Annotated in this window: 15 protein-coding genes and 3 pseudogenes; 13 read left to right on the top strand and 5 right to left on the bottom strand. The window is 59.5% G+C overall.

The features are described from left to right. Positions 1 to 174 precede the first annotated feature (174 nt). From JFV26_RS16630 to JFV26_RS16590, 9 genes and pseudogenes are all read left to right on the top strand, one after another. Positions 175 to 906 (top strand): response regulator, encoded by a 732-nt coding sequence (locus JFV26_RS16630; protein ID WP_008155851.1) that lies wholly within the window; start codon positions 175 to 177, stop codon positions 904 to 906. After that, a pseudogene (locus JFV26_RS16625) lies at positions 896 to 2364 on the top strand (ATP-binding protein). The gene JFV26_RS16630 and the pseudogene JFV26_RS16625 overlap by 11 nt, the downstream one beginning before the upstream one ends. A gap of 208 nt (positions 2365 to 2572) precedes the next feature. Next, complete coding sequence (locus JFV26_RS16620) at positions 2573 to 3832, top strand: D-mannose isomerase (protein WP_201194023.1); 1260 nt, start codon at positions 2573 to 2575, stop codon at positions 3830 to 3832. Positions 3833 to 3949: 117 nt separating this feature from the next. After that, positions 3950 to 5250 (top strand): annotated as a pseudogene (locus tag JFV26_RS16615) (ABC transporter substrate-binding protein). 147 nt (positions 5251 to 5397) lie between these two features. Then, positions 5398 to 6306, top strand: a complete 909-nt coding sequence (locus JFV26_RS16610) for a carbohydrate ABC transporter permease (protein WP_092278877.1) — start codon at positions 5398 to 5400, stop codon at positions 6304 to 6306. Next, positions 6299 to 7144 carry a carbohydrate ABC transporter permease gene (locus tag JFV26_RS16605; protein WP_201194021.1) on the top strand — a complete coding sequence of 282 codons (846 nt, stop codon included), beginning with the start codon at positions 6299 to 6301 and terminating at the stop codon, positions 7142 to 7144. The genes JFV26_RS16610 and JFV26_RS16605 overlap by 8 nt, the downstream gene beginning before the upstream one ends. A 2-nt stretch (positions 7145 to 7146) precedes the next feature. Next, positions 7147 to 8307 (top strand): ABC transporter ATP-binding protein, encoded by a 1161-nt coding sequence (locus JFV26_RS16600; protein ID WP_201194019.1) that lies wholly within the window; start codon positions 7147 to 7149, stop codon positions 8305 to 8307. Positions 8308 to 8514: 207 nt separating this feature from the next. Further along, positions 8515 to 9864 carry a carbohydrate porin gene (locus JFV26_RS16595; protein ID WP_201194017.1) on the top strand — a complete coding sequence of 450 codons (1350 nt, stop codon included), beginning with the start codon at positions 8515 to 8517 and terminating at the stop codon, positions 9862 to 9864. Positions 9865 to 10042: 178 nt separating this feature from the next. Then, positions 10043 to 10897, top strand: coding sequence for a D-hexose-6-phosphate mutarotase (locus JFV26_RS16590; RefSeq protein WP_201194015.1), 855 nt, complete (start codon positions 10043 to 10045; stop codon positions 10895 to 10897). A 122-nt stretch (positions 10898 to 11019) separates the two neighbouring features. Here the strand turns inward: JFV26_RS16590 and JFV26_RS16585 are convergent. Further along, positions 11020 to 11879: pseudogene (locus JFV26_RS16585) on the bottom strand (MurR/RpiR family transcriptional regulator). 226 nt (positions 11880 to 12105) lie between these two features. Between JFV26_RS16585 and zwf the strand changes: the two are divergent. From zwf to JFV26_RS16570, 3 genes are read left to right on the top strand one after another with little or no spacing between them, the layout of a single operon-like run. Beyond that, positions 12106 to 13575 (top strand): glucose-6-phosphate dehydrogenase, encoded by a 1470-nt coding sequence (gene zwf / locus JFV26_RS16580; RefSeq protein WP_201194013.1) that lies wholly within the window; start codon positions 12106 to 12108, stop codon positions 13573 to 13575. Beyond that, positions 13562 to 14275 carry a 6-phosphogluconolactonase gene (gene pgl / locus JFV26_RS16575; RefSeq protein ID WP_201194011.1) on the top strand — a complete coding sequence of 238 codons (714 nt, stop codon included), beginning with the start codon at positions 13562 to 13564 and terminating at the stop codon, positions 14273 to 14275. Before zwf ends, pgl begins: the two co-directional genes overlap by 14 nt. 17 nt (positions 14276 to 14292) lie before the next feature. Further along, complete coding sequence (locus JFV26_RS16570; RefSeq protein WP_201194009.1) at positions 14293 to 14958, top strand: bifunctional 4-hydroxy-2-oxoglutarate aldolase/2-dehydro-3-deoxy-phosphogluconate aldolase; 666 nt, start codon at positions 14293 to 14295, stop codon at positions 14956 to 14958. A 127-nt stretch (positions 14959 to 15085) separates the two neighbouring features. On the opposite strand, the gene JFV26_RS16565 is transcribed toward JFV26_RS16570, so the two are convergent. Both JFV26_RS16565 and JFV26_RS16560 read right to left on the bottom strand, forming a co-directional pair. Next, positions 15086 to 16267 (bottom strand): aminotransferase class V-fold PLP-dependent enzyme, encoded by a 1182-nt coding sequence (locus tag JFV26_RS16565; RefSeq protein WP_201194007.1) that lies wholly within the window; start codon positions 16265 to 16267, stop codon positions 15086 to 15088. 16 nt (positions 16268 to 16283) lie between these two features. Next, positions 16284 to 16520, bottom strand: a complete 237-nt coding sequence (locus JFV26_RS16560) for a DUF3820 family protein (RefSeq protein ID WP_201194005.1) — start codon at positions 16518 to 16520, stop codon at positions 16284 to 16286. A 204-nt stretch (positions 16521 to 16724) separates the two neighbouring features. On the opposite strand from JFV26_RS16560, the gene JFV26_RS16555 reads away from it, so the two are divergent. Beyond that, positions 16725 to 17192 carry a ferritin-like domain-containing protein gene (locus tag JFV26_RS16555; protein ID WP_201194003.1) on the top strand — a complete coding sequence of 156 codons (468 nt, stop codon included), beginning with the start codon at positions 16725 to 16727 and terminating at the stop codon, positions 17190 to 17192. A 141-nt stretch (positions 17193 to 17333) separates the two neighbouring features. Here JFV26_RS16555 and JFV26_RS16550 read toward each other — a convergent pair whose 3' ends face one another. Next, on the bottom strand, positions 17334 to 17804 hold the full coding sequence (locus JFV26_RS16550; RefSeq protein WP_201194001.1) for a MaoC family dehydratase: 471 nt from the start codon (positions 17802 to 17804) through the stop codon (positions 17334 to 17336). 54 nt (positions 17805 to 17858) lie between these two features. Next, entirely contained in the window at positions 17859 to 18803 is a 945-nt protein-coding gene (locus tag JFV26_RS16545) for an alpha/beta hydrolase (RefSeq protein ID WP_201193999.1), read from the bottom strand. Between the last annotated feature and the right edge of the window lie 179 nt (positions 18804 to 18982).

Genomic DNA, 18982 nt, shown 5'->3' with positions numbered 1-18982 from the left:
TGCCTTCATCGCGGGCAAGCCGTGCTCCTACAGGATTAGCGCTGCTCACAAATGTGTGGCCAACCTATCTCTGTAGGAGCAAAGCTTGCTCGCGATAGCGTGCTCACAGACACCAACGATTTACGAACGATCAGGCATAATCCGCCCAATTCAAACAATAAGGATGCCGCCCCTGTGAGCTCAGTCAACAAGTCGATTTTGTTGGTCGATGACGATCAAGAGATACGCGAGTTGCTGGACACCTACCTGACCCGTGCAGGTTTTCAGGTGCGCACCACGCCGGATGGCGCAGGCTTTCGCCAGGCGATGAACGAGGCACCGAGTGATCTGGTGATCCTCGATGTGATGCTGCCGGACGAAGACGGCTTCAGCCTTTGCCGCTGGATTCGCCAGCACCCGCGTCAGGCGCAAGTGCCGATCATCATGCTCACCGCCAGCTCCGACGAGGCCGACCGGGTCATCGGCCTGGAACTGGGCGCAGACGACTACCTCGGCAAACCCTTCAGCCCTCGGGAATTGCAGGCGAGGATCAAGGCGTTGTTGCGCCGGGCGCAATTCGGTCAGGAACGTTCCGGCAGTGAAGTGCTGGCCTTCGATGACTGGCGCCTGGACATGGTCAGCCATCGGCTGTTCCACATCGACGGCGAAGAAGTGATTCTCTCCGGCGCCGATTTCGCGCTGCTGAAACTGTTTCTTGATCATCCCCAGGAAATCCTCGACCGCGACACCATCGGCAACGCCACCCGTGGCCGCGACTTGATGCCGCTGGACCGGATTGTCGACATGGCCGTCAGCCGTTTGCGCCAGCGCCTGCGCGATACCGAAAAACCCCCGCGGCTGATCCGTACCGTGCGTGGCAGTGGCTACCAATTGGCAGCCAACGTGGTTGCCAGCAATGGCCACTGAGTGGTTGCACCGGTTCGCGGCCAAAGTGCCGGTGCCGCGCTCACTGCTTGGGAGGATGTTGCTGCTGACCTTGTTGGTGGTGCTTTTCGCCCAGGCGCTGTCCAGCGTGATCTGGGTTTCGCAACTGCGCGCCACCCAGCTCGAAGGCCTGGTCACCAGCGCCCGTAGCCTGGCGCATTCGATGACCGCCAGCGTCAGTTATTTCCGCTCGTTGCCGGTAGCGTTTCGGCCGCTGGTACTCGATCAATTACGCAGCATGGGCGGCACCCGGTTCGTGGTGACACTCAACGACAAACCCTTGGGCATGGAAGTGCTGCCAATCACCCCGCGCAAAGAAGCGGTGCTCAAAGCGGTGGACGAGGTGCTGCGCGAGTCCCTGGGGCACGACACGGATATCTCGGTGACGTTTGTCAGCCCTGAAGACCTGCGGATCTTCAACAGCGGGCTGAAACTCGATGAATTGCCGCGCTCCTGGGCCCACTACGCGTTGACCCTGGAACCGGTGAACCCGCCGGTGCTGGTCACACAAATCCAGATGGCCCTGGGCGAGTGGCTGTACATCGCCTCGCTGCTGCCCGAGCCCTACACCAGTCTTGAAGAGCAGGCCTGCCGGCGCAACAGGTCTGGTTTATCGTGCTCACCAGCGGCTTTTTGCTGTTGTTCATCGGCCTGCTTGTGCACTGGCAGAGCCGTCCGCTCAAACGCCTGGCCCGGGCGGCGCGGGACATGTCCCTCGGTGCCGAAGTCGAGCCGGTGCCTGAAGGTGGCGGCAGCGAAGTGGTCGAGGTGGGTCGCGCCTTCAATGCGATGCGCGAGCGCATCAGCCGCTACCTGACCGAGCGCAGCCAGTTGTTCAGTGCGATTTCTCATGACCTGCGCACGCCGATCACCCGGTTGCGACTGCGGGTCGAATTGCTTGAAGACGAAACGCTGCAAGCCAAGTTCGGCCGTGATCTGGATGAGCTGGAGCTGTTGGTCAAAGGCGCATTGCAATGTGTGAAAGACACCGACATCCACGAAAATATCGAACCGGTGGACCTCAATCATGTGCTCGATTGTCTGGTCGAACCGTACCTGGCGCCTAACGGTAATGGCCGCGTGACCCAACAGGGCCGGGCGCTGGCGGCGTACCCCGGCAAACCGCTGGCGCTCAAGCGCTGCATCGGCAACCTGATCGACAACGCCTTGAAGTACGGACAGAACGCGCATCTGCACATCGATGACGACCAGAGTGCGTTCATCCTGCATGTGGACGATGAAGGGCCGGGGGTGCCGCAGCAGCGGATGGAGCAGGTGTTCGAGCCGCACTTCCGCCTGGCCGGGCAGCAGCAGGGGTATGGGTTGGGGCTAGGGATTGCACGCAATATTGCCCATAGCCATGGTGGCGAGGTCAGCCTGCAGAATCTGCGCGAAGGCGGATTGCGGGTGACGTTGCAGCTTCCTCGCTCAATTGATTGAAAAGATCAAAAGATCAAAAGATCGCAGCCTTCGGCAGCTCCTACGCGGGAATTATTTACACCCTGTAGGAGCTGCCGAAGGCTGCGATCTTTTGATCCGGTTTTTTACATTGTCACGACTCAGTGACAAAACCCGCCCCCTTCGTTACCTGCCCGGTGTCACCCGTTGTTTAGACTGCCCCCAGTCATAACAACAAAAAAGGTACCCCATGGACACCTTCCAACCCGCTTTCAGCAGTTGGCTGAACGCGCCTGCCCATCAGCAATGGCTCGCCGCCGAAGGCCTGAGCCTGCTGGCGTTCGCCAAGGCTTCGAAGCTCCCTGAAGGCTTCGGCAATCTCGACGAAAAGGGCCATCTCCCGGCCAACGCCCACGCCGAAACCATGAACACTGCGCGCATGACCCACAGCTTCGCCATGGCTCATATCCAGGGTCTGCCGGGGTTTGCCGAGCTGGTGGATCATGGCGTCCTGGCTCTCAGCGGTCCGCTGCGGGATGCCGAGCACGGCGGCTGGTTCGCCACTGCCCATCATCGTGACGACAACACCGGCAAAGCCGCCTACCTGCACGCCTTTGTCGCCCTGGCCGCGAGTTCCGCAGTGGTTGCCCGACGACCCGGCGCGCAAGCCTTGCTCGATGATGCAATCCAGGTCATCGACGCGCATTTCTGGAGCGAGGAAGAGGGCGCCATGCGCGAATCCTTCAATCGCGACTTCAGCTGCGAGGAAAGTTACCGCGGTGCCAACAGCAACATGCACGCCACCGAAGCCTTCCTGGCGTTGGCGGATGTCACCGAAGACAACCGCTGGCTGGTCCGCGCCCAGCGGATTGTCGAGCGAGTGATCCACGCTCACGCCGCCGCCAACGATTACTTGGTGGTCGAGCATTTCGATCGCGATTGGCAGCCGCTGCGCGAGTACAACCACGACAACCCGGCCGACGGTTTTCGCCCCTACGGCACCACGCCGGGCCACGGTTTCGAATGGGCGCGGCTGTTGCTGCACCTCGAAGCCGCGCGAGTGCAGGCCGGGATGCTCACGCCGGGTTGGCTGGCAACCGATGCGCAAAAACTCTTCGACCACAACTGCCGTCACGGCTGGGATGTCGACGGGCTGCCGGGGATTGTCTACACCCTCGACTGGGACAACCGCGCGGTGGTCCGCCACCGCTTGCACTGGACCCATTGCGAAGCCAGCGCCGCCGCCAGTGCCCTGCTTAAACGCACCGGCGACGAGCAATACGAAGCCTGGTATCGACTGTTCTGGGAATTCTGTGACAGTCATTTCATCGACCGTTGCGATGGCAGTTGGCACCATGAACTCGACCCACAAAACCGCCCAAGTGCCGATATCTGGGCCGGCAAACCGGATCTGTATCACGCCTGGCAAGCGCTGCTGATTCCGCGCCTGCCGCTGGCGCCGAGCATGGCCACGGCCTTGGGGCAGTTGTCCCGGAGCGCTCCTATGTAACCATGTGGTGACATTCAAGCGTCCCTTCGTTACCTGCGAGGGGATAACTCCTGTTTAAAATCCCATGCAGCGCAAGCACCAGACTTGCATGCATAACAACAAGAAAGGTAATTCTAGATGAATGCGATTTCTCGCCTCGCTACTGTCATTTCTCTTGCCTCATTGCTTCCTGTTTCTGCATTCCCCGTCAGTGCGCTTGCCGCCGATTCCAAAGGTTCGGTAGAAGTCGTTCACTGGTGGACCTCCGGTGGCGAAAAAGCCGCCGTTGATGTTCTCAAGGCCCAAGTCGAAAAAGATGGTTTCACCTGGAAGGACGGCGCAGTCGCCGGTGGTGGCGGTGCTACGGCCATGACCGTACTCAAAAGCCGCGCCGTTGCCGGTAACCCGCCGGGTGTAGCGCAGATCAAAGGTCCGGACATCCAGGAATGGGCGTCCACCGGTCTGCTCGACACCGACGTCTTGAAAGAAGTCGCCAAGTCAGAGAAGTGGGACAGCCTGCTCGACAAGAAAGTCTCTGATACCGTGAAGTACGAGGGTAACTACGTGGCCGTGCCGGTGAACATTCACCGCGTCAACTGGCTGTGGATCAACCCGGAAGTCTTCAAGAAAGCCGGCATCGAAAAAGCCCCGACCACCCTTCAGGAATTCTACGCAGCCGGCGACAAGCTCAAGGCCGCGGGCTTCATCGCGCTTGCCCACGGCGGCCAGCCTTGGCAGGACAGCACCGTGTTCGAAGCGGTGGTCCTTTCGGTGATGGGCGTCGACGGCTACAAGAAAGCCCTGGTGGATCTGGACAACGGCGCGCTGACCGGTCCTGAAATGGTCAAGTCGTTGACCGAGCTGAAGAAAGTCGCGACCTACATGGACGTCGACGGCAAAGGCCAGGACTGGAACCTGGAAGCGGCCAAAGTCATTAACGGCAAGGCCGGCATGCAGATCATGGGCGACTGGGCCAAGAGCGAGTGGACAGCGGCCAAGAAAGTCGCCGGCAAGGACTACGAGTGCGTAGCCTTCCGGGCACCGACAAGGCGTTCACCTACAACATCGATTCCCTGGCCGTGTTCAAGCAGAAAGACGCCGGCACTGCTGCCGGTCAGCAGGACATTGCCAAGGTCGTACTGGGTGAGAACTTCCAGAAAGTCTTCAGCATCAACAAGGGCTCGATCCCGGTTCGAATCGACATGCTGAACGACATGGCCAAGTACGGTTTCGACTCCTGCGCCCAGACCGCCGCCAAGGACTTCCTGGTGGATGCCAAGTCCGGCGGCCTGCAGCCGAGCATGGCGCACAACATGGCGACCACGCTGGCGGTACAGGGTGCGTTCTTTGATGTCGTGACCAACTTCATCAACGACCCGAAAGCCGATCCTGCCGATGCCGCCAAGAAACTCGGCGCAGCGGTCAAGTCTGCCAAGTAATGCTTGGCCCCTGTAGGAGCGAGCCTGCTCGCGATAGCTGAGTGTCAGACTCCAGGTGTATCAACTGATACACCGCCATCGCGAGCAGGCTCACTCCTACAAGGGAAGCATTTCCAAAGTAATTTTTCTCTCGTACTGGATTTCCCCATGAGTTCTGTTGCTGTGTTCAGCAAGGCCTCGCCGTTCGATGCATTGCAGCGCTGGCTCCCCAAACTGGTGTTGGCGCCCAGCATGTTCATCGTCCTGGTCGGCTTTTATGGCTATATCCTGTGGACGTTCGTCCTGTCTTTCACCAGTTCGACCTTTCTGCCGACTTACAAATGGGCCGGTCTGGCGCAATACCAACGGCTGTTCGAGAATGACCGTTGGTGGGTAGCGAGCAAGAACCTGGCGGTTTTCGGCGGCATGTTTATCGGCATCACCCTGGTGATCGGTGTGTTGCTGGCGGTGTTTCTCGATCAGCGCATTCGTCGCGAAGGTTTCATTCGCACCATTTACCTGTACCCGATGGCGCTCTCGATGATCGTCACCGGTACTGCCTGGAAGTGGCTGCTCAATCCGGGCATGGGCCTGGACAAATTGTTGCGTGACTGGGGCTGGGAAGGCTTTCGCCTGGACTGGCTGATCGATCCGGATCGCGTGGTGTATTGCCTGGTGATCGCGGCGGTATGGCAAGCCTCGGGCTTTATCATGGCGATGTTCCTCGCCGGCCTGCGTGGCGTTGATCAATCGATCATCCGTGCCGCTCAGATCGATGGCGCGAGCATGCCGCGCATTTACCTGAAAGTGGTGTTACCGAGCCTGCGCCCAGTGTTCTTCAGCGCGGTGATGATCCTGGCCCACATCGCGATCAAGAGTTTTGACCTGGTGGCGGCCATGACCGCCGGTGGTCCGGGGTATTCCTCCGACCTGCCTGCGATGTTCATGTATTCCTTCACCTTCAGTCGCGGCCAGATGGGCATGGGCTCGGCCAGTGCGATTCTGATGCTCGGTGCGATTCTCGCAATCATCGTGCCTTACCTGTACTCCGAGCTGAGGACCAAGCGTCATGACTAGTTTCGCTGCCAAATCTTCCATCAGCCTGAGTCGCATCGCGATCTACGCGGTGCTGATCCTTGCCGTATTCCTTTACCTGATACCGCTGGTGGTCATGCTGTTGACCAGTTTCAAGACGCCGGAAGACATCAACACCGGCAACCTGCTGAGCTGGCCGACCGTGGTCAGCGGCATTGGCTGGGTCAAGGCCTGGGCCACGGTCGACGGGTATTTCTGGAACTCGATCAAGATCACCGTCCCGGCGGTGCTGATCTCCACCGCCATCGGTGCACTGAACGGTTATGTGCTGTCGATGTGGCGCTTTCGTGGGTCGCAGTTGTTCTTCGGCCTGCTGCTGTTCGGGTGCTTCCTGCCGTTCCAGACCGTCCTGCTGCCGGCCTCGTTCACCCTCGGCAAAATGGGCCTGGCCAGCACCACCACCGGCCTGGTGTTCGTGCACGTGGTCTACGGCCTGGCGTTCACCACGCTGTTTTTCCGTAACTACTATGTCAGCGTTCCGGATGCGTTGGTAAAAGCGGCGCGGCTGGATGGCGCGGGTTTCTTCACCATCTTTCGCTTGATCATCCTGCCGATGTCCACCCCGATCATCATGGTCTGCCTGATCTGGCAGTTCACCCAGATCTGGAACGACTTCCTGTTCGGCGTGGTGTTCTCCAGCGGTGACTCTCAACCCATCACAGTGGCGCTGAATAACTTGGTCAACACCAGTACCGGTGCCAAGGAATACAACGTTGATATGGCGGCGGCGATGATCGCCGGGCTGCCGACCCTGCTGGTCTATGTGGTCGCAGGCAAGTATTTCGTGCGCGGGCTGACGGCCGGCGCAGTCAAGGGGTAATCATGGCTACGCTCGAACTTCGCAATGTAAACAAGACCTATGGCCCCGGCCTGCCGGACACCCTCAAGAACATCGAACTGTCGATCAAGGACGGTGAGTTCCTGATCCTGGTCGGACCTTCGGGTTGCGGCAAGTCGACCCTCATGAACTGCATCGCCGGCCTGGAAACCATCACCGGCGGCGCGATCATGATCGATGACCAGGACGTCAGCGGCATGAGCCCGAAAGACCGCGACATCGCCATGGTGTTCCAGTCCTACGCGCTGTACCCAACCATGAGCGTGCGCGAGAACATCGCCTTCGGCTTGAAGATTCGCAAAATGCCCGCCGCCGACATCGAAGCGGAAGTGGCGCGGGTGTCCAAGCTGCTGCAGATCGAACACTTGCTCAACCGCAAGCCCGGCCAACTCTCCGGCGGTCAGCAACAGCGCGTGGCGATGGGCCGTGCCCTGGCGCGGCGGCCGAAGATCTACCTGTTCGACGAACCGCTGTCCAACCTCGACGCCAAGCTGCGGGTCGAGATGCGCACCGAAATGAAACTGATGCACCAGCGCCTGAAAACCACCACGGTCTACGTGACCCACGACCAGATCGAAGCGATGACCCTGGGCGACAAGGTTGCGGTGATGAAGGACGGGATCATTCAGCAGTTCGGCACGCCGAAAGACATCTACAACAACCCGGCCAACCTGTTCGTGGCGAGCTTCATCGGCTCGCCGCCGATGAACTTCATCCCGCTGCGTTTGCAGCGCAAGGACGGTCGCCTGGTGGCGCTGCTCGACAGCGGCCAGGCCCGTTGCGAATTGCCGTTGGGCATGCAGGACGCCGGTCTGGAAGATCGCGAAGTGATCCTCGGCCTGCGTCCGGAGCAGATCGTGCTGGCCGGCGGCGAAGCCAATGGTTTGCCGACCATTCGCGCCGAAGTCCAGGTGACTGAGCCGACCGGTCCGGATACCCTGGTGTTCGTCAATCTCAATGAAACCAAGGTCTGCTGCCGCTTGGCGCCAGATGTTGCGCCGGGTGTGGGCGAGACGCTGACGTTGCAATTCGATCCGTCGAAAGTGCTGTTGTTCGATGCCAGGACCGGGGAGCGCCTGGGGGTTGCCGGCGTGCCGCAAGCCGAAGCCCACAGCGCCAACGTGGCTCAATTCAAAGGCCGCTGAAGATCAAAAATGTGGGAGCGGGCTTGCTCCGGGCGGCGTTCCGACGAAAGCGGTCTGACATTCACCTGTGATGTCGACTGATACACCGCCTTCGCGAGCAAGCCCGCTCCCACAGGGGGATTCGCGGCGGATGGGGACATCCGTCGCAATCAATGTAAACCGCGTTAGATAAAAACAGTTGATAACAATAAAGACGAGGATGTAGGGATGAAGAAGAAGAACAACGCTCAGCTTATCTGCCAGTTGTCTGCTGTTGCGGCGGCATTAACCCTGGCCGGTAGCGTTCACGCGGCTGACGCGTTCAGCGCCGATTCCAAGTGGATGACCGGTGACTGGGGTGGTGAGCGGACCAAGCTGCTTGAGCAAGGTGTCGACATCAAGGCTGACTACGTCGGTGAAGTCGGTGGCAACCTCCACGGCGGCTACAACGACGACAAGACCGCGCGTTACGCCGACCAGTTTGGCTTGGGTGTGGCGCTGGACCTGCAAAAACTGATGGGCTGGGACAACACCCAGGCCAAGATCGAGCTTACCAGCCGTAACGGTCAGAACATCTCCAATGACCGTGTCGGCGACCCGCGTGTCGGCACCTTGAGTTCGTCCCAGGAAGTCTACGGTCGTGGCCACATGGTCCGTCTGACCCAGTTGTGGGTTCAGCACCAGTTCCTCGACGGCAAACTGGACGTCAAGGCCGGTTATTTCGGCGAAGGCGAAGACTTCAACACCTTCCCTTGCGAGTTCCAGAACCTGGCGTTCTGCGGTTCCCAGGCGGGTAACTGGGCGACCGGCATCTGGTACAACTGGCCAGTCAGCCAGGCCGCGCTGCGTGTGAAGTACAACATCACGCCTGAGTTGTATGCGCAGATCGGTGCGTACAACCAGAACCCGTCGCAACTGGAGCACGGCAACGGCTTCAAACTCAGCGGCAGTGGTACCGCAGGCACCGTGTTGCCGGTCGAACTGGTCTGGTCGCCGAAGCTCAACGGCCTGCCGGGCGAATACCGTGTGGGTTACTACAAGAGCACGGCCAACGCCAATGACGTTCTTAAGGACAGCAACGGCAATGACGCAGCGACCACCGGTGACGCCTACCGCGTTCACGACAGCAAGCACGGTTACTGGGGCGTGATCCAACAGCAACTCACGACCCACAACGGCGACGCTTCGCGCGGTCTGAACGTTGCGGCCAACGCCACCTTCCACGACAAAGACACCAACGTCGTCGACAACTATCAGTCGCTGATGTTTGTCTACAAAGGTCCGTTCGATGCGCGTCCAAAAGATGACGTCGGGATCGGTTTCGCCCGTATCCATGTCAACGATGACGTGAAGAAAAACGCCGAGCTGGTCAACGCCGCCGATGGTGCGACCAATTACGACGATCCGCAGTTCACGCCGCTGCGTTCCACCGAGTACAACTACGAGATCAACTACGGCTTCCACGTTACCAACTGGTTGACGGTGCGTCCTAACCTGCAATACATCACTCACCCGGGCGGTGTTGATGAAGTCGACAACGCGCTGGTGGCCGGTCTGAAAATTCAGTCGGTGTTCTAACGCTGTTGCGATAAGCTCCTCTCTATGTGCGCATATTTGCGGATGGCCAAGGCTATCCGCTTTTTTTGCAATGTGCCAAAGAGTGATTGTGGTAAAGGCTGTTGTGGCGCCCTTGCCACGGTTAGTTAGCTGACACAAAAGTGTATGAGTACACCCATGATTTTCAGGACCGCGGCACATGCATGAGCATCCGCTACAACGCTTCTTCAAATCCTTGCGCGAACGTCCGGTGTTTGCGTGGGAGCGCTATCAGATGCGCGACGTGCTGGTGATCGATCATCCGCTGTGTCAGGCGGTATTCAGTCGCCAGGGCGCGCAGTTGTTGCACTTTCAGCCCAAGGGGCAGAAACCCTGGTTGTGGTGCGCAGCGAAGTGGCCGCAGGTGGGCGCCATTCGGGGCGGCGTGCCGGTGTGCTGGCCGTGGTTTGGCCGTCATCCAAGCGAAAACGCCTGGCCGTCCCATGGTTGGGCGCGGCTGATTGACTGGAAGTTGCTCGACAGCAGCCATGACGACGATGGTGTGCGCTTGCATTGGCAATTGCAGTTATGCGACTGGACGGTTGACCTGCATGCGCACCTGGGCGAACGCATGGATTTGCGCCTGAGCACCGAGCATCAAGACACCCTGCCGTGCCAACTGAGCCAGGCGTTGCATGCTTACTGGCGTATTGGTGATGTCGGCGAGGTAGCGCTGTCTGGGCTCGACGGGGCGCAAGGTTACGATCAGTTGAACCGCCAGATTTGTCATCAGGAAGGGGAGTTGCGGGTCGATGGCGGGTGCCAGCGAGTGTTCCAGCATGACGGCGAATTACAGCTCAAGGATCACGCCTGGCAGCGCGAATTGTGCATCGACACCGGTGACCACGCAGACACGGTGGTCTGGCATCCGGGGGCGCGGCCATTGCTGGGAGTGAGCTGGAACGAGGTGTTGGAATTTGTCTGTGTGGAAGCGGCGAGTGGCGGGACCGACAGCTTGAGCCTGGCGCCGGGGGAGAGGGCGCATTTGAGTTTGCAGGCGCGGGTTGGGGTGTAAGAAGATCAAAGATCGTCCGAACGCGGCCCGAGCCTTCGGCAGCTCCTACAATGGATCGGCGTACACCTGTAGGAGCTGCCGAAGGCTCGGGCCGCGTTCGGACGATCTTTACGCGAAGCGTCCTAATTAAACTCGTCACCCACCGGATACCGGCTCGCATTCAAGCTCTCTTTGATCTTGCGCAAATGCGGCTGGAAATCCACCCCGCGACGCAAGGTCATGCCGGTCGCCAATACGTCCAGCACGGTCAACTGAATGATCCGCGAGGTCATCGGCATATAGATGTCGGTGTCTTCCGGCAGCGGAATGTTCAGGCTCAGGGTACTGGCCTTGGCCAATGGCGAACCTTCAGCGGTCAAACCCAGCACCGAAGCGCCGTTCTCCCGGCAATGCGCGCCACTTCCACCAGTTCGCGGGTGCGGCCGGTGTAGGAAATGATCACGAACAACTCGCCGGTGTGCGCCACCGAGGCAATCATGCGCTGCATCAGCACGTCGGCGTGGGCGGTAACGGCCAGGTTGAAGCGGAAGAACTTGTGCTGCGCATCCAGCGCCACCGGGGCCGAGGCGCCGAGGCCGAAGAAGTGGATCTGCCGGGCCTGGATCAGCAGATCGACGGCGCGGCTGATCAGGTTCGGGTCCAGGGCCTGGCAAGCGCTGTCCAGCGAGGCGATGGCGCTGCCGAAAATCTTCTGGGTGTAGGCTTCAGGATTGTCATCGGCCTCGACCGCACGGCTGACATACGCCGCGCCACTGGCCAGGCTCTGGGCCAGTTGCAGTTTGAGTTCGGGATAGCCGCTGACACCGAACGAACGGCAGAAACGGTTGACCGTCGGCTCGCTGACCTTGGAGGCCTGGGCGAGGGCGGCGATGCTGAACCGGGTGGCCTGCTGTGGGTTGAGCAGGATCACTTCGGCGACTTTGCGTTCGGCCTTGTTCAGGTCTTCAAGGCGATTCTGGATTTGTTCCAGTAAATTTCGCACGCGGTCCATAGATGTTCCTTGAGTCAGTCACGCCAAAAAGCGTTCTGCTATGCAAAAAGGGCCTTTGATGTGGCCCGTAACGGTGGCCTATCCTACTGATGGCTCCGACCGACCACCACTCGGAATCTGTATTTTGCGAAAATGTTGTGGTTATTACTACATTTTCCCTTGAGTGATGCCTTGAAAAAAGGTATTTGTAGCTTAACTTGATAAAAGAACAAACATCATGCCTTCGATTACGGTTGAACCGTGCACCTTTGCCTTGTTCGGCGCCCTTGGCGATCTGGCCTTGCGCAAGCTGTTTCCTGCCCTTTATCAACTCGACGGCGCCGGCCTGTTGCACGAGGACTCGCGAATCATCGCGCTGGCCCGTGAACCCGGCAGCGAGCAGCAACACCTGGCGTTCATCGCCTCGGAGCTGCGCCGCTATGTCGACGCCAAAGAGCTGGACGAGGCCGTGCTCGAACGCTTCCTCGCCCGGTTGAGCTACCTGCACGTCGACTTCCTCAAGGCTGACGACTACGTCGCCCTGGCCGAGCAGGCCGGCACCACTCAGCGGGTCATTGCCTACTTCGCCACCCCGGCAGCGGTCTACGGCGCCATCTGCGACAACCTGTCGAAGGTCGGTCTGGCTGAAAACACCCGGGTCGTGCTGGAAAAACCCATCGGTTCGGACCTGGAATCCTCGCGCAAGGTCAACGACGCCGTGGCGCAGTACTTTCCCGAAAACCGCACCTACCGCATCGACCATTACCTGGGCAAAGAGACCGTCCAGAACCTGATCGCCCTGCGGTTTGCCAACAGCCTGTTCGAAACCCAGTGGAACCAGAATTACATCTCCCACGTGGAAATTACCGTGGCCGAGAAGGTCGGGATCGAAGGCCGCTGGGGTTACTTCGACAAGGCCGGCCAGCTGCGGGACATGATCCAGAATCACCTGCTGCAACTGCTCTGCCTGATCGCCATGGACCCGCCGGCCGACCTGTCCGCCGACAGCATCCGTGACGAGAAAGTCAAAGTGCTCAAGGCGCTGGCGCCGATCAGCCCGGAAGGCCTGACCACTCAGGTCGTACGCGGCCAGTACATCGCTGGCTACAGCGAAGGCAAACCTGTACCGGGTTACCTGGAAGAGCCGAACTCCAATACCCAGAGCGACACCGAAACCTTCGTCGCCCTGCGTGCCGACATCCGTAACTGGCGCTGGGCCGGCGTGCCGTTTTACTTGCGTACCGGCAAGCGCATGCCGCAGAAGTTGTCGCAGATCGTCATCCACTTCAAGGAGCCGTCGCACTACATCTTCGCTCCCGAGCAGCGCCTGCAAATCAGCAACAAACTGATTATCCGCCTGCAACCGGACGAAGGCATCTCCTTGCGCGTGATGACCAAAGAACAAGGCCTGGACAAGGGCATGCAGCTGCGCAGCGGTCCGTTGCAGCTGAATTTTTCCGACACTTATCGCAGCGCGCGGATTCCCGATGCCTACGAGCGGTTGTTGCTGGAAGTGATGCGCGGCAATCAGAACCTGTTTGTCCGTAAAGATGAAATCGAAGCCGCGTGGAAGTGGTGTGACCAGTTGATCGCCGGGTGGAAAAAATCCGGTGATGCGCCCAAGCCGTACGCGGCCGGGTCCTGGGGGCCGATGAGCTCCATTGCACTGATCACGCGGGATGGGAGGTCGTGGTATGGCGATATCTAATTTGAAACTGCCTCAGGGCGTCAGCGCCCATGAGTTCAAGAGCCCGGTGTTGTTGGCCGAGGGTCTCGCGCTGAGCGTGGCCAGGCAACTGAGTGAGGCGCTCGACGCTCGCGGCACCGCGACCCTGGTGGTTTCCGGTGGTCGCAGCCCGGTAGCGTTCTTCCAGCACCTGGCCAAGCAGACGCTGGACTGGTCCAAGGTTGTCGTGACCCTGGCCGACGAGCGCTGGGTACCCGTCGAGCACGCCGACAGCAATGCCGGTTTGCTCAAGCGGTACTTGTTGCAAGGCCCTGCGTCGAAGGCGAAGTTTCTGAGCCTCTACAGCGCCACGGCCAACCTTGAACAAGCCGCCGAGCAGGCCGACCGTTTGCTCGCCGAGCTACCGGCGATCGACGTACTGATCCTGGGCATGGGCGACGACGGTCACACCGCCTCGCTGTTCCCCAACAGCCCGAACCTGGCCGACGCCTTGAAAGTCGACGGCAGCCGTCGCTGCTGGCCGATGCTGGCGCCGACCGTGCCGCATCAGCGCCTGACCATGAGCCTGGCGCTACTGGCTTCGGCGAAGAACACCGTTCTATCGATTTCCGGTCAGTCCAAGCTGACCACCCTGAGTGCCGCATTGGCCGGTGACGATGTCGCCGCCATGCCGATTCGCGCGTTTCTGCAACCTACGTTAGAGATTTACTGGTGCCCATGAGCCAAGGATCAGCCGCTATGACAAACACATCCCCGACCGTTTCCATGGCGGACAAAGTTGCCCTGATCGACAGTCTCTGCGCCAAGGCGCGGATTTTGCCGGTGATCACCATCGCTCGCGAACAGGACATTCTGCCACTGGCCGACGCCCTGGCCGCCGGTGGCCTGACAGCCCTGGAAGTGACCCTGCGTTCGCAGTTCGGCCTCAAAGCCATCCAGGTCCTGCGCGAGCAGCGTCCGGAACTGGTGACCGGTGCCGGCACAGTGCTTGACCGCACCATGCTGGCCGCCGCCGAAAGGGCCGGTTCGCAGTTCATCGTGACCCCGGGCATCACCCGTGACTTGCTCGAAGCCAGTGTCGACAGCCCGATCCCGCTGTTACCCGGCATCAGCAACGCCTCCGGCATCATGGAAGGCTATGGCCTGGGCTATCGCCGCTTCAAGCTGTTCCCGGCGGAAGTCAGCGGTGGCGTCGCGGCCATCAAGGCGTTGGGCGGTCCGTTCGGCGAAGTCAAATTCTGCCCGACTGGCGGCGTGAGCCCGGCCAATATCAAGAGCTACATGGCGTTGAAAAACGTGATGTGCGTGGGTGGTAGCTGGATGCTTGATCCGGAGTGGATCAAGAACGGCGACTGGGCCCGCATTCAGGAATGCACCGCCGAGGCCTTGGCGCTGCTGGACTGATCGGCTTTACCTGACACTTCGTTGTGTGTTCTACGGCTTTAACGGTGCGCTTGGTCGGTGCACCGTTTTTTTGCCCAAAAAATGGCCCTGCAGGAGCGAGGCTTGCCCGCGAAAGGGCCATCACACATCAGCGCAGGTTGGTCAGTGCCTGGACAAGCAGGTCCATGTTCGCCGCAGTGGTGGTCAGCCCCGGTGTAATGCGGATACACGGCCCGCATGCCGCGCCGCTGCGGGTCACGGTGAACAGGTTGTAGTCGTTGAGCAACCGTTCCACCATCACGTTTTGATCGGTATGACGGGTAAAACGCATCGAGGTGATGCCGCAATACAGTCGAGGATCATCCGGGGTCATGACTTCAATCCCCGGCAGTTCGCGTACGGCGTTGACCCAGCGGTTACGCAGGTAGTTGAGCCGTGCACCCTTGGCGGCGGAACCGCCCATGGCCAGATGTTCTTCGAACACCAGCGGCAGGGTCATCAGCGCCGGGATGTTCGGCGTGCTGTAGGGGGTGCGGGCACGAATGTCGTTGACCGGGAAATGCATCTCGCCCATGTCCGGGTCGATATCGGCCAGGCGTTGGGGCGCGATGTAGATGAACCCGAGGGTCAGCGGCGCGCCGATCCATTTGTGCAGGTTGTAGCCGGCGAAGGCGATGCCCAGCGTTTCCAGATCGAAGTCGATCTGACCCAGGGCATGAGCGCCGTCGAGGATCACATCGATGCCGTGCTCCCTGGCGAGGGCGGCAATCGCCTGCACCGGCATCACCAGGCCGGTGCGGTGGGTGACATGGGTCAGGGCCATCAGTTTGAGTCGCGGATAACGCACGAAGGCTTCGCGGTAGGTGGCCAGCAAACTGTCGAATGTGGCGGGGTGCCGGTGGTCGATTTCGATCACTTCGACGCCGCGATGCCGGGCCAGCCAACGCATGGCGCCCTTGACCGTGTCGTACTCCAGGTCGCACAGCAGCACCTGATCGCCGGGTTGTAAACGGTTGTAGTTGCGGATCAGCGACTGCAGGCCATCCGAGGCGTTGCGGGTGAGAGCGACGGATTGGGCGCGCACGCCAATCATCTCGGCGAGCTGCGCCCGAATGTCCAGGCTCTCGCCCTGTTCGAAACGCTGGCGTACATGGACCGAGTTGCTGCGATTGATCAGCTCGATATTGCGCTGGTACTCCTCGACCACCGTGCGTGACATGCGCCCGAAGTAACCGTTCTCCAGGTTGATGGGGCCAGGTTCGACGGCGTAACGATCGGCAAAGGTTTGCCAGAAGGCTTCATCACGGGCACGGCGGGTATTCTCGGGCATGGGCTACTCAATCAATTCAGTGGCGGGGCGCTGGTCTGCCATGTTTGGCGCGCAGCGGTTCGAGCAGTTCCGACAAACCGTTGTGATCGATTTCCTGCATCAGCGCCAGCAAGCCGCCCAGTTCGCCATGGGGGAAACCTTCGCGAGCAAACCAGTTCAGGTACTGGCCGGGCAGGTCGGCGATGATGCGGCCCTTGTATTTGCCGAAGGGCATTTCGCGGGTAATCAGCAGTTCGAGCTTTTCAGGATTCATTACTCAGTCGTCTTGATTCAAACAGTCTGGAAAATACAGGCATTCTGCATGCAGGCCAATTGACAGATCATGCAAATAAAGCGGATACAGATTTCTGATTAAAGATTAAGTTTTTGAAAAATAACAAATAAATTATCAATTCAAAGCTGGCATGCGGGCTGCAACAGCTATTGCATCTTTCATCAACCCGCAAGGAATTGAAAAATGACCGACCTCAATAAAGAAGCGATCTCTGTACTCAACGACCTGATTGAAACCAGCAAAGACGGTCAGGAAGGGTTCAAGACTTGCGCCGAAGACATCAAGCACCCAGAACTCAAAACCCTGTTCGTCCAGCGTTCCGCCGATTGCGCGACTGCTGCTGCCGAACTTCAGAGCGCTGTGCGTTCCATGGGTGGCGATCCGGAAACCTCCACCAGCGTTAGCGGTGACTTGCATCGTCGCTGGGTCGATGTGAAAGCAATGTTCACCGGCAAGGGCGAAGAGGCTGTGCTCAATGAAGCAGAGCGCGGTGAAGACCATGCGCTGAAGGCCTACAAGGAAGCGCTGGAAAAAATCACCAAACATAACCTGGTGGGTATTCGTGACCTGGTTGAGCGTCAGTATCACGGAGTGCAACGCAACCACGACCAGGTGAAAGCCCTGCGCAACCAGGCTCGTGCTCGTTCTTAAGCGTTTGTAGTGGCTATAAAAACGCCAGCTAGTCTGGCGTTTTTTTAAGATCAAAAGATCGCAGCCTTCGGCAGCTCCTACGGGTGTACACAAGGCCCTGCAGGCGCTGCCGAAGGCTGCGATCTTTTAGCGGTTTACGAATCAGCCAATGCTGATCGCCGGCAAAACAGGCAAGTTCACTGTCTGCTGTTTACGCGGCGCCAGAATCTCGGCCTCGCCATCCACTACCAGCTCATCGCGCTGGTTGAACACGCGAGTGGCAATGCGCACCCGAAACTTGGGCAGCTTCTCGAGAATTTCCAGACGCACGGTCAGGGTGTCGCCGATTTTCACCGGTTTCTGAAAGGTCATCTGCTGACCGATATAAATAGTACCCGGCCCAGGCAACTCGCAGGCGACGGCAGCGCTGATCAGGGCGCCGCTGAACATGCCGTGGGCGATACGTTCCTTGAACATGGTGCCGGCGGCGAATTCGGCGTCCAGATGCACCGGGTTGTGATCGCCGGACATCGCGGCGAACAACTGAATGTCGCGCTCTTCGACGGTCTTGCTGTAGCTGGCGGTCTGGCCGACTTCAAGGGCTTCGTAAGGGGTGTTGGTAACCTGGGTCATCTGTCTCAATTCCTGTAACGAATTTAAAAATCCACAAAAAAGCTATTCGAAAAACTATTCGGTTCTGGCCGGACGGCGGTGGCTGAGCGCCTGGGCGATCCAGTTCAGTACGTCAGCGGTCACTTCATCGCGGTTGCTCTCGTTGAACAGCTCATGCCGTGCCTGCGGGTAAATATTCAATTGCAGGTTCTGGCTGCCGGCCGCGCGTAGCGCATGGGCCAGATCTTTCAGACGCTTGCCTTCGCTTACCGGATCACATTCGCCGCCCATTAGCAGCAAGGGCAGGCCCGGATCGACCTGGGCGAGATTGGACGCTTTGCTGATTTGCTGCAAGCCGCCGAGCAAATCGATCCACAGCTGATTGGTACAGCGAAAGCCGCAGAGCGGGTCGTTGGCGTATTTATCGACTTCGAGCGGGTCGCGGCTCAGCCAGTCGAATCGCGTGCGCGCCGGTTTGAATTTCTTGTTGAACGAGCCAAAGGACAGGAACTCGATCAGTGCGCTACGACCCTTGGGCCCCTGACGCAGCCGTTCAAGACGGGCAATCTGCCGCGCCGCGCGATAAAGCGCCACGGGCTGGAAATTCGAACCACTGAGAATTGCCCCGTGCAGGCTGGCGCTGTGATGCAGTAAATACGCCTGGGCGATGTAGCTGCCCATGCTGTGGCCGAGCAGCACAATCGGCACGCCGGGGTGCTGCTGGCCGATATGCTGGTTGAGGCTGGCCAGGTCGCCGACCACCTTGCACCAGCCATCGTCATCGGCGAAATGGCCCAGCGTCCCGTTTTCGGCAGTTTTGCCATGTCCACGCAGGTCCGGCGCGCAGACACCGTAACCCTGCTCGCAGAGTTTTTCGGCCAGACGCCCGTAGCGACCGCTGTGCTCGGCCATGCCATGGGCCAGCAGGATCACGGCTCTTAAAGGCGTGGCGGGCAACCATTGGTTGACGAAGAGGCGGCTGTGGTCAGACGCGGTCAGCCAGAAAGTGTCGTGGATCATGGCGATTCCTTTGCACGATGTGGTTGCATTGTATAGCGCATCCATCGCCTGCCGCCTGATCAGGCCACACCACGCCAGGAAGATTCACACGATCAATGACGCCGTTGGCCGTATTTGCCTGATTCGCCATAGCTGCTAGTGTCCGTGAAGCTCCGCTTTTCGTTTTTACTTTTTTAGAA

Origin of the sequence: Pseudomonas sp. TH31 (assembly GCF_016650815.1) — a bacterium.
In the GTDB taxonomy this organism is placed as follows: domain Bacteria; phylum Pseudomonadota; class Gammaproteobacteria; order Pseudomonadales; family Pseudomonadaceae; genus Aquipseudomonas.
The sequence above is the reverse complement of the archived record's forward strand: the minus strand, read 5'-3'. Positions and strand labels throughout refer to the sequence as shown.